Origin of the sequence: Brevibacillus laterosporus LMG 15441 (genome assembly GCF_000219535.2) — a bacterium.
GTDB lineage: Bacteria > Bacillota > Bacilli > Brevibacillales > Brevibacillaceae > Brevibacillus_B > Brevibacillus_B halotolerans.
Genome location: NZ_CP007806.1, coordinates 2,535,286 through 2,547,338, shown reverse-complemented (window position 1 = coordinate 2,547,338; position 12,053 = coordinate 2,535,286). Strand labels below are relative to the sequence as shown.

Below are 12,053 nucleotides of genomic sequence, written 5' to 3'. Positions count from 1 at the left end.
CTATCTTTTCGAGAGGAGCAGCAGATGAATTTTCAAAAACAAGAGCAAGCACCCCTAAAAAAACCTGTATTCCAGTGGGTATTAACACATGTAAAACCATATCGTTTTTGGGTTTTTCTCTGTATCGTTACTTCTCTTATCGTAGCGACAGTCGAAATTTGGATGGGCATCTTAATTAGAACGATGGTTGAAAGCACAAATGACTATCAGAAGCTAATAAGCTTTGCTACCCTGATTTTCGGATTAACGATTGTCGGCTTTGTTTCAAAATATTTCATAAAATTTTCAGCCGTAAAATTTAGCGCAAACGCTCTCCGAGATTTAAAAAATAATGTTACTGATCATATCGAAAAAATGCCTATTTCGGCGGTTGAAAAATATCACTCTGGAGATATTACCTCTCGCTTAACAAACGATGCTACGGTATTACAGAATTTTTTGCAGCAGCATTTCTACCAAATTTTTTATATGCCAATTATTTTTATTGGAGCACTTTGCTTACTTGTTTCTACTAATTGGAAATTGGTTGTGTTAAGCATCTCCATTTTGCCAGTAGCAATTTTGATTATAAATTTTTTGAGTAAACCTTTACAAAAACATACGGAAGAATTACAACAGAACCTCGGGAAAGCTAACTCCATCGCTCAAGATACGCTGGCAGGGATACATATGGTCAAAGCTTTTAATTTAACAGATGTGTTATTTGGGAAATATTCTTCTACTATGGCTCTCGTTTTGCAGAAAGGAATTTTGGTAGAAAAGAAGCGGGCATGGATGACTGCACCTGGTATGTTGCTTTTCTCTGCACCAATCGTGTTTTTTATCGCATACGGAGGATATTTAATTCAAACAGGGGAGTTAGATTTAGGAAATTTGGTCTTGTTTAGTTATTTGCTTACCTACATTATAGAGCCACTTTCTCTCATGCCTGTATTATTTGCACAAGTTCAAGAGGTTTCGGGTGCATCTAAACGTATGTTCGATATTCTGGAGCAGCCAATTGAACAAGAGGACAAGCCTTGCTTGGACATGGGAGCAAACACACAACCAGTTGTTTTTAACAACGTATCATTTGCTTATGATGGTCATGAAAAAATATTGGATCGGGTTAGCTTTACTTTATCTGAGAACAAAACAATTGCATTAGTAGGGGCTAGTGGAAGTGGAAAAAGCACAATCTTAAAACTATTATGTGGTTTTTACTCCGCGACAGATGAGAAGGAAGGCAGCAGCATCACTGTTTATGGACACACTCTACAGGAATGGAACCTAAGCGACATGCGTAAGTATATTTCCCTAGTATCTCAAGACACCTATCTTTTCCCCGTATCTATTGCCGAAAATATAGGATTCGGAAAAACAGATGCTACAAGAGATGAGATCATTGCCGCAGCAAAGGCAGCAAATGCCCATCAATTCATTATGCAGCTTCCTGAAGGCTACGAAACTATCGCTGGGGAAAGAGGATCACGCTTATCCGGGGGACAAAAACAACGCATTGCAATTGCTCGGGCTATTTTAAAAGATGCACCTATTCTGCTATTAGACGAACCAACCTCCGCATTAGACACCCAATCCGAAGCACTGGTGCAAGAAGCACTTGAACAGATGATAAGAAATCGTTCGGTTCTTGTTGTTGCTCACCGTCTCTCAACGATTAAGGAAGCCGACGAATTGCTGGTATTAGATAGGGGACATATTGTCGAGCGTGGAACACATACGGAATTACTCACGAAACATGGAGTATATGCGAGACTTTATAAAAAGCAATTTATTGAGGGGGAAAATAAAAGGTTGGCAGACGAGGAGGTATACTCATGTTCTTAAAAAAATGGCTCGACGAACTTGTATATCTGCTATCTTTTATGGGTTCTAGAAAGAAGAAATATATTTTTGGTATGCTAGGTGACGGATTTATTCAAGCTGGTATTGTGATCGTTTTACCGTTTGTATTTAAAGATGTAACTGATTTTGCTAGCGGCAGCGGCAGGGATACCGCTTTGTTAATTCGTGCGGTACTCATGATTAGTGGAACTCTGCTGCTAGTGAGTATCTTGTCCCCAACGTTTAGCTATATGTATCGTCGTACGGTCAAAGAGGTAATGGCTGATGTGAGGCTAATCTTATTTAAACAAGTAGGGAGATTGCCATCCCGCTACTATGAACAGCATCATTCCGGCGATATTATGTCCAGATTGAGTAATGATTTACTGACGATGGAGCGGACGTATTCAGAACATATCAAGACGATTGCGATCGTTCTCATTTCTTTACTAGGTTCCTTGACAGGTATGTTTTTATTAGATTGGAGATTTGCTTCAGTACTGGTTGGCCTGAGTGCAGTAACTCTTTATATTAATACACGATTTGCTAAATCAGTGCGTAAGATAAGTGATAAAACACAACTACAACAAGGAGTTTTGACGGAAAGATTGAATGATTTTTTAGCCGGGCTACCTATTATTAAAATATTCCATTTAAAACATGTTGTCACACAACGCTACATCGAGATGAATGAACATGTAACCTCTTCAACAATTAAACAAGGTCATAAGAATGCATTGTTAGAAGGAACCAACTTTTTCATTAACTTTTTAAGCTTTGGTGGGATGCTGGTTTTTGGGATTATCATGGTTGCTCAAGACGTAATCGGTGTAGGCTCTCTTGTAGCAATCATTCAACAGCAACTATTAGTAACAGTAGGATTTCTTCACCTGGGCCAGGTTTTATCGATTCTACAAAGTTCTCTTTCAGGTGCTTCTCGTGTTATTGAGCTCCTTTCAGAACCAACTGAACCTGAACGTTATATCCCCTTACCCGATGAGCTACCTTATCAGAAGGATAAGGTGTTAGAAATGAATCAGATTGTTTTTGAATATGATTCTGACGCGAAAGTATTAGATGATTTTTCATTCTCGATTGTAGAAGGAGAAACGGCTGCTCTTGTAGGAGCCAGTGGCAGTGGAAAAAGCACAGTGATTAAATTATTACTGGGGTACTATCCAGCTAAAAGCGGGTCTATCCTCATGTTTGGCAAAACAATTGGAGAATATAGCCTTCAAGAAATGAGAAGCCTGATCGCTTATGTTCCACAGGATGCTTATTTATTTGAGGGAACAATTGAAGAGAATATTCGCTATGGAAAGCTAGACGCTACTCATGAGGAAATCGTTGAAGCTACTAGAGCAGCATACGCGCATGATTTTATCATGGGTCTTCCAAATGGCTATGAAACCCGTGTAGGGGAGCGTGGCGCCATGCTGTCTGGTGGTCAGCGTCAACGAATAGCGATTGCTCGGGCCATTATAAAAAATGCACCTATCCTTTTATTGGATGAAGCCACCTCAGCGTTGGATTCTGGATCAGAATATTGGGTGCAAAAAGCCTTAGCCGAACTCATGAAAGATCGAACAACCTTAATCGTCGCACATCGTCTTTCTACAGTAGAGGAAGCTGATATGATTTATGTTGTAGATCAAGGAAAGGTGGTTGAGAACGGGCGCCATCAAGAACTTCTTTCGAAAAATGGGTTTTACTCTACCTTGTATAAGATGCAAACAAGCCTTTCAGAGGAGCATGGGCTTAAAGCATCTTCTGTTTAACCATTTTTTCTCTCATAGCAAAAATAACAACGTACCGCTTGACAGTAGCAAAAAGCTGACTATAATTAATAAAAAGCAACTATGTTTCCTGCTTGTTAACATTTACATATAAAAGGCATTGAAAAGGATAGTAGATAATCAAGTGTGTGATTAGAGAGCTGCCCCTTGGCTGGAAGGGTGGTGACGGACTGATTATCGAATGTCACCTTTGAGCTTTACTCGCCAAAGATTGAGTAAGATCGAGTAGTGAGTAACGGTTGGTCTCGTTAATAGACCCGAGTCATGATAATTGACTTACAGAGCTTGTTTTTGTGAAAAAGCAAGAAAGCTGAGTGGTACCGTGTAAAATATACACCTCAGAATGAGATGATAAATGTCATTTCGTTCTGAGGTTTTTTATTTTTTTATAAATGATGTAAAATTTCATATCTTCATTACTTGCAATGAATAGGAGTAGTAGAAAGAAGCTCTAGATGTACAGAAATCCGTTCCACGGCTGAGAGAACGGTCACTATCTTTTTCCGAAGTCGCCTATGAGCAGTGTATGTGAAAAGCAAATGCCCAAGTAATATACACCGAGTGATCCACGTTATAGGATGAAAGTCTATGACTTCATAATGTCTAATTCTCGTGAGTGAATTAGAGAAAACTGGGTGGTACCGCGAACCTCTCGCCTCAGTCATCATTTTTACGATGATAAGGCGAGAGGTTTTATTTTTTTGAGAAAAAGGAGAAGAAAAATGAAACAGCTATCATGGAAGGAACAGTTGTATATTGGACTTATGTTATTCGCTTTATTTTTTGGAGCAGGTAATCTAGTATTTCCCCCTGCACTGGGCTTTTCGGCAGGCGAAAATTTATGGCAGGCTATGCTTGGCTTTCTCATTACTGCTGTTGGCCTACCAATCTTAGGGGTAACTGCGATTGCGAAAAGTGGGGGCTTAGATGTCTTAACGAATCGGGTGCATCCTATTTTTGCTATCGTATTTACCTTGACGACTTACTTATGCTTGGGGCCCTTTTTAGTTATACCGCGTGCAGGTAACGTTGCATTTGAAATGGGTGTTGTTCCCTTTTTACCTGATTTTTTACGTGCTAATTCATTGACATTAACAGTGTATACAGTTATTTATTTTGTCATCAATTTTTGGCTCTGTCTCAATCCTTCTAAGATGTTTGCACGTATTGGAAAAATTTTAACCCCTATTTTACTTAGCATGATTACAATCATTTTTATACAAAGCCAGTTTTATCCGATTGGTGATTTTGGGAAAGCAGTTGAGGCGTACCAACAGTCCGCTACCTTCAAAGGCTTTATGGAAGGCTATATGACAATGGATACATTAGCTGCATTACTATTTGGAGGAGTAATCGTTGCAGCCTTTGAGAGAAAAAATATCTCGAATAAAAAGCAAATTGCCCGTCTTACGATGAGAACAGGGGTATTTGCTGGATTCCTACTAGCTATAATCTATCTTATGCTGGGGTATTTAGGGGCGGTTAGCCAAAGCTTATTGCCTTCTTATCAAAATGGAGGAGAAATTTTGACGGCTGTTTCCACCAATTTATTTGGACAATACGGAACAATCTTACTAGGAACAGTATTTACTCTTGCTTGTATTACAACATCGGTTGGCCTGATAACCTCCTGCGGACAGTATTTCGCAAAGCTTATGCCACGTTTTTCTTATACGGTGTGGACGGGAATCGTGTGCTTTACGAGTATGATTATTGCTAATTTGGGACTTAATCAAATTATTGTTTTTTCAGTACCCATTCTGTTAGTGATTTACCCATTAACAATTGTTTTAATCATTTTATCCTTTGGACATTCCCTTTTTAAAGGATACAAGTCAGTTTATAAAATGAGCTTGCTGGGAACGGCTATGATTAGTTTAGTAGACGCCTTACAGCAAAGTAAATTCATAGATGTTTCGTTCATTACAAACATATATCGTTACCTTCCGTTGTATGAGCAAGGAATAGGGTGGGTGCTACCAGCCTTAATTGGTGCATGCATTGGATTTTTATGGGGGAAAGGAAAAGAAAATCAGTTGCAGCTAGGGAAAACATCCCATACTTCCTTTTCACAAATAGAGGAGAGCCAGTAAATAGATAAGGCGTTGCTGAATAAATCGCCCTATATCATCTGTGCCATATCAATCCTTATTTAATATTGCTACCCTGTGGAACAATCATAAGCAAACAGTCGATCTCACGAGCATGAGGGTGAGAACGGCTGTTTTTCCTTGGCATCCTTATGGTAATGTTATAGTGACCACTACTAAAAACTCTGCATCACATTCTCGATGCAGAGTTTTTAGTAATCAACGGGATAAGGGAACTGTTTGAGCGCCGTGTTCTCCAATCCATTCATCGTTGTGGAAAATCCATGGCTATTCCTGAGAATCTGGTGAGAAAAAGAAAGGGAGTTTGTGAGTTTTACTTACTGTTGTCACTAAATACTTGTTTTTTTCGTCTTTATTTAGTGTAATTTTGACACGAATTATAATATATTTTGTCATTAACTTTGTTTTTTATAACATGAATTGTCGTTATACTAAAGTTTTATCAGACGTTCACGAAAAATAAGGTTTTAGACTCGCACTCCAAAACTGGTGCGGGTTCTCAAACTTTAATAGCTTCTGTCTCTAATAAATATGTTTTAAACTGTGTTAACTAATATAAATAAATGCAGTCTAAAACTTGAAAATAAAGTCTTCTGTAGCTCTTTATTACAAATTTAAAGAACTACATGTTTATCGCATATGTGCTTAGAAATCTAATTGGAAAATCTAAAGAGGTAATTCAGGAACAAAATAACATGTTTCTGAATTACCTCTTTTTAATATACTATCGAACCCGTTAGTTAAATAAATTTGTTGTCTGTTTTTATTGAGTGTCTTCGTCGCTTTTGTACTCCAAAATATCACCCGGCTGACAATCCAAAGTCATACATATCGCTTCTAATGTTGAAAAACGAACCGCTTTTGCTTTCCTGTTTTTCAGAATGGAAAGATTCGCCATAGTAATTCCAACCCTCTCCGAAAGTTCTGTTACGCTCATTTTCCTTTTTGCCAACATTACATCAAGATTGATGATAATCGCCATGATATACACCTCAGATCGTTAAATCATTTTCTGATTTTATATTAATAGCTTCTTGTAAAAGTCTTTGGAGAACAGCAGCAAAAACGGCGATCACCATAGAGGCGAAAATAATAGCCAATCCGATTGGTCTGAAACTTGGAGGGTCAACTCTCTCCGCCATGAGATAGTAGAGTGGCATACCTAGCAGATACAAGGTACTGATTGTGATGGCACAGTATTTTATATTCTTTAAAGCCTTTACGGATAATTCCGAGAACGCTTGGTTCTTATCAATATAGCTTAAAAGTTTAAAAGCTTGATACAGAGCAAAGTAAAAAGGTATCGCTGCCGCGTACATATCGATTAAAACGAGGGATTTCATATAAGCAATATCTGGATACAATTCTCCAGCAAAATTCCCGATCTTAGGCACCAAAAATATGCAGAATGCAAGAACTGGGATTCCAATAAGAATATTAGCTATCTTCAAAAAGAGTGTTGTTCCCCGTTTCATAAAGAGCACCTCGCTAATTTAATTATAAAATGACTTTAACACGCAATTTATTGTTTTACAATAAATTTATATCGTTTTTTATTACATTGTTATTGTTAATGGAATATCCTTTTTATTTTAAGCAAAAAAATAAAAAGCATTTCTCATTACAAAGAAATGCTCTTACTTTAAAATGTTAAATTTACAACTTGTTCAACAAAACAATAAAATAAGCAGACTGCGGTAGTCTGCTCAACAATGTATAGTATTCAACTATCGTATCCGTTAGTTCAACACAATATAAGTGTGCTGAATAGCATAAAACACGATAAATCCTGGTATTTTGATCCTATTGCCACTTTGTCATAGACCGAAGAGCTTGCTGAATGATTGACTGGTGAGAAAAAGGCATAGCATGAAAAAAGGCTTAGCTATCATAAGAAAGCAAATAAAAACCCTTAGGGCTAAAAAATCCCGAGGGTTTTAAATCCTTTCAAGTCCTGATCTGTATGCATATCTTTGGCCATTACTCCTATTCTTATCAAAGCCTGCACGAAAAAACGGTTCAGGATGATTTCTTTTATCTACAGTATCTTCCAAAAGACCTCTTCTCCTCATGATAGTTTTTGGATTTTTGCAAGTTACAGCAATCCTATTTTTACATCCGTTTGTTTTAACAATAGACCGTCTCCTTGATGTAAGAGGGGAAGCCGGTCTATTTACGTGTTGGTGATGAGTGGAACAGACATCTCACTTACAGAAACATTTCAAGCACGCATAATAGGATGATTGTGCCGCTGATGAGGGTCCCAAATTTGCCAAGATGAAAGGAGCAAATTTTGATCTTTCTTACTTTTTCTCCAAAGGCTAGACTCATCCACAGAGTGAAAAAGCTGGAGAGAGATACTGTGAAAGTGATCGTAATCGCTGGGAGTTTATGAAAAAAAGCAATTACTTTATTTGATAAGGCATGAATCGAAAAAGCAAGTAGCAGAATCGTTGCTTCTCCTATTTTTAGTGGAGCAGATTTATGACAATAGGAGCATTCAGCAGTGCTTAGCATGTGTGTAAGCTGTTTGGAAAAAATGTTTTCAAGAACGATCACATTTTTTCGATCGATCGCTAATAAAATAATTTGACTAACAATTACACTTACTAAGAAGCCAACGACGAGAAGGGAAATCCACTGACCAAAATAAATGCTGCTTAAGCTAACGAGTAAATAGATCAGAGGGATCCATATCGCAGTTACATTTAAATTATGAAGTTCTCTTAAGCTATGAGCTAAGGTAGCACTTAATTGATCCAGACTAGATGATGAGGCAAGACCAACTAATAACAATGCATTCATTGGAATACACTCCTTTTTGATAATGAACTTAGTTGTTAGTTACTTTTCCTACGTGAAAGCTATCTATATCATGAAAAAGCTTTTTCTTACTTGTATGTTACGAAAACGTTTAGAAAATGTGCGTATTGCCAGTGCCCAATGTTTACTTTATCTAAACAGGTTTGCATTCATAAATGTAAATGGGGGAGGATGGGTAATGGGAAACCAGTCAAAAGAGACAGAATTAGGAATTCTCATTAAGAAATTACTTCAAGAACGGACAATGTCCATGCGCAAACTAAGCAAGCAGTCTAGAATCAATGTGGCAACCATTTCTCGAATTATAAATGGGAAACAAGCTGCTCGCCCAAGGCATTTGGAGCAAATCAGTAAGTGTCTTGAAGTATCAATGGACCTTTTATATGTAGCGGCTGGATATCCTTTAACAATCTCTAGAGAGCCTCTACCATCTGATATTCATACCTCCATTGACCACATCCAAAAGGTTCTTGAATCATCAGGTTTATTCGACTGGAAATATACAACGAAGCAGGTACAACAAGAATTAGAAAAATATGAAAAGCATGCACAAACGAATGAAGGTAGTAGAATCATTAAAGAAGAGTTTCAAGAGAAAGTGGAGAATGTGAATGGAGAAGGGCCGTTTATTGAGCAATTAAAAGAAATGTATGGGCGATTTTGCCATGAGGAGATTCAACCACTAGAGAAGGCTGTGATTGGCAGTGCGCTGCTATATTTTATTTTGTCAGTTGACATCATTCCTGATTATGTCTTTCCCATTGGATATCTGGATGATGCGATTGCAGTTCAACTGACCTTGCAAAAACTAGAGATGCTAGAAGAGCAAAGGAGGAATGAGGATAGGGAATAAAACTTTTTAACTGATTAATAACAGGGAGGCTTGTTCAGATATAAACGTAAGAGTTGTTCTTGATCAAGAACAAGTGTGTTTGTATTATGATGAGTAGAAAATAGAAGGTACATATAAATGGCATAGATAGAGTCTGATGGTTAATAAAAAGTATCAAAAACAAATTGTACTATGTACTAATTGTACATATATATTTTAGAAACATTGTGGTTTGTAATAGCTCCTTTTCCTCTTATAGCTCACTGCTTATCAGTTTAAACGAAAGTACTTATTCCTTTTACCAAAAGGAGGAAAGAAAAAGAAACCATTGTATATTTTTTCCTTTTATGTACAATTAGTACATAGTACAATAATAGAAAGAAGGTGACACTCCACTATGTCAGAACGAGAAAGCACTGGGTTTTTAATGAAACAAAGAGCCTTTCTTAAGTTATATTTGATTACTATGGTGGAAATGAAAAAAGGATATGCCCTACAAATGCTTGATATTTTACAGCATGACTTTAAAAATCTTGGTTATCGACCGAATCACGCGGAGATTTATCGTTCTCTTGATGATCTTGTAGAGGATGGAATTTTGTATCGTGTAAAAAAGCTTCAGCCTAATATGAATTCGAAGCATAAGGAAGTTGTTTATTATCATTTTGTTTCGGACGGCGGATATGAAGCAGCGATGCGTTATAAGGCAAACGTAAAAACGGATTTAGACAGATGTATCAAAATATTGCGAAAAGCAGTTGCAGATAATTATTAAGAAGATCATGACCAAGAACTGAACCAAAGGAGCCTTCTTACATGATTACCTTTAAAAGTCAAAATCAAATCAACCGAACCAGTATGACGAAACATGCTATTCTTCTTGTATTTCCTTTCTAGAGATTCAAAACGTGAAAAAGATTACTTCCAAATACTCTTACAAGGTATAAGAACCTATGGTTTTTGGAAACAACTGTTTTCAACAAGGATTGAAAAACGGAGGATAACGAATGACACGTAATGACATAGGAAGGGAAGACCTACCACGCTTTCCTGACCCATACTGGAAAGATTTCATTCAATTGCCGACATTTCCGGCCTTGCAAGAAGACCTAAAGGTAGATGTGGTTATTATTGGTGGAGGAATAACTGGCATCACAGCTGCCTATCTTCTCGTAAAGGAAGGCTTGAAGGTAGCATTACTAGAAGCCAATCGGTTAGTAAATGGAACTACTGGGCATACAACAGCTAAAATTACAGCCCAGCACGATTTGATTTATGATGAATTAATCAGCCATATGGGACAAACAAAAGCAAGACTGTATTATGAAGCCAATTCAGAAGCACTCCAATTTATTAAGCAGACTGTTTCGGAGCATCAAATCAACTGTGATTTTAGTCAACAGGATGCCTATATTTATGCTACTACCAAAGAGTATGCCCATAAGCTGGAGCAAGAGTATTCGGCCTATCAACAGCTTCGTATTCCTGGGGAGCTCGTCAATGACATCCCCTTTGATATTAACATTCATAATGCGTTATCAATGAAAGATCAAGCACAATTCCATCCCTTAGCTTATTTAGACAAGCTTGTACAATTGATTGTTGAAAATGGAGGCCTCATTTTTGAAAATTCGATGGCCATCGATCTCGAAGAAGGCGATCAGCCAACTGTAATTACCCGCGAAGGTCAACGCGTCACAGCAAATTATGTTCTTTCGTGTTCCCATTTTCCTTTTTACGATGGGATGGGTTTTTATTTTACAAGATTGCAAGCGCAAAGATCATATGTAATTGCCATTAAAACGAAAAAAGAGTTTCCAGGTGGTATGTATATTAGCGCAGATCAGCCAACGCGATCTCTACGATCCGTAAGCATGAATGGAGAAGATCTTGTGCTGATCGGAGGAGATGGTCATAAAACCGGGCAAGGAAAGGACACTCTTGAACATTACAAAGCATTAGAAGCATTTGCTCATGAAGTATTTGATGTAAAGGAAATCCTTTATCGCTGGTCAACTCAGGATCTCGTCACCTTAGATAAGGTTCCATATATTGGAGAGATCACTGCCAATCATCACAATGTTCTAGTGGCAACGGGCTACAGAAAATGGGGAATGACAAATAGTACTGCCGCAGCACAGCTTCTTCGAGATATGGTACTAAAAAGAGACAACCCTTTTCTTGAGCTATATCGTCCTTCACGGTTTTATATAAATCCTAGTTTGAGGGAATTCTTTGCAGTAAATCTTGATGTCGCTAAGCATTTAATTAGTGGGAAACTTGAAGTCCCTGATCGAAAAATAGAAGATTTAGCGGATGGGGAAGGCTGTGTTGTTCTATATAATGGAGAACGTGCGGGTGCTTATAAGAATGAAAAAGGTCAATTATTCGTCGTAGATACGACATGTACACATTTAGGATGTGAAACAGAGTGGAATCATGGCGATCGGACCTGGGATTGTCCTTGCCACGGCTCAAGATTTTCACATACGGGCGAAGTTCTTGAGGGTCCAGCAGAGCTTCCTTTAAAAAGATTACATTAGGTCTCTTAGAAAAGAGAGCAATCAATAAGTCGATTCCTTCATTAAAAAGGAATTGGCTTTTCTTTTTTGCGGTTTTACGCCTCAAGGGATCGTTTGGAGGATACATTGAAATCTAAATAATTAA

9 protein-coding genes and 1 other annotated feature are annotated in these 12,053 nt (G+C 37.7%); of the genes, 6 read left to right on the top strand and 3 right to left on the bottom strand.

All coding sequences use genetic code 11. From position 1 onward, the window contains the following. Positions 1-24 precede the first annotated feature (24 nt). The 3 genes from BRLA_RS11520 (at position 25) to brnQ (ending at position 5,713) form a co-directional block, all read left to right on the top strand. Positions 25-1,827 carry an ABC transporter ATP-binding protein gene (locus tag BRLA_RS11520; protein WP_003337608.1) on the top strand — a complete coding sequence of 601 codons (1,803 nt, stop codon included), beginning with the start codon at positions 25-27 and terminating at the stop codon, positions 1,825-1,827. Further along, positions 1,818-3,602 (top strand): ABC transporter ATP-binding protein, encoded by a 1,785-nt coding sequence (locus tag BRLA_RS11515; protein WP_003337607.1) that lies wholly within the window; start codon positions 1,818-1,820, stop codon positions 3,600-3,602. Before BRLA_RS11520 ends, BRLA_RS11515 begins: the two co-directional genes overlap by 10 nt. Positions 3,603-3,711: 109 nt before the next feature. Beyond that, positions 3,712-3,964, top strand: a binding site (T-box leader). Positions 3,965-4,342: 378 nt separating this feature from the next. Continuing rightward, complete coding sequence (gene brnQ / locus BRLA_RS11510) at positions 4,343-5,713, top strand: branched-chain amino acid transport system II carrier protein (RefSeq protein WP_041752148.1); 1,371 nt, start codon at positions 4,343-4,345, stop codon at positions 5,711-5,713. A gap of 781 nt (positions 5,714-6,494) precedes the next feature. Here brnQ and BRLA_RS11505 read toward each other — a convergent pair. From BRLA_RS11505 to BRLA_RS11495, 3 genes are all read right to left on the bottom strand, one after another. Then, positions 6,495-6,713 carry a helix-turn-helix domain-containing protein gene (locus BRLA_RS11505; RefSeq protein ID WP_003337604.1) on the bottom strand — a complete coding sequence of 73 codons (219 nt, stop codon included), beginning with the start codon at positions 6,711-6,713 and terminating at the stop codon, positions 6,495-6,497. 10 nt (positions 6,714-6,723) lie between these two features. Next, positions 6,724-7,206, bottom strand: a complete 483-nt coding sequence (locus BRLA_RS11500; RefSeq protein ID WP_003337603.1) for a DUF2975 domain-containing protein — start codon at positions 7,204-7,206, stop codon at positions 6,724-6,726. 733 nt (positions 7,207-7,939) lie between these two features. Continuing rightward, positions 7,940-8,536 carry a hypothetical protein gene (locus BRLA_RS11495; RefSeq protein WP_003337602.1) on the bottom strand — a complete coding sequence of 199 codons (597 nt, stop codon included), beginning with the start codon at positions 8,534-8,536 and terminating at the stop codon, positions 7,940-7,942. 196 nt (positions 8,537-8,732) lie between these two features. Between BRLA_RS11495 and BRLA_RS11490 the strand changes: the two genes are divergently transcribed. The 3 genes from BRLA_RS11490 (at position 8,733) to BRLA_RS11480 (ending at position 11,929) form a co-directional block, all read left to right on the top strand. Further along, positions 8,733-9,407, top strand: a complete 675-nt coding sequence (locus BRLA_RS11490; protein WP_022584903.1) for a DUF1232 domain-containing protein — start codon at positions 8,733-8,735, stop codon at positions 9,405-9,407. Between the two features lie 376 nt (positions 9,408-9,783). Next, positions 9,784-10,161: a replication termination protein gene (locus BRLA_RS11485; protein ID WP_003337600.1), complete on the top strand. Its 378-nt coding sequence runs from the start codon at positions 9,784-9,786 to the stop codon at positions 10,159-10,161. Positions 10,162-10,393: 232 nt separating this feature from the next. Continuing rightward, the gene (locus BRLA_RS11480; RefSeq protein WP_003337598.1) at positions 10,394-11,929 is read left to right on the top strand and encodes an FAD-dependent oxidoreductase; all 1,536 of its coding nucleotides are present in this window, start codon (positions 10,394-10,396) and stop codon (positions 11,927-11,929) included. Positions 11,930-12,053 lie beyond the last annotated feature (124 nt).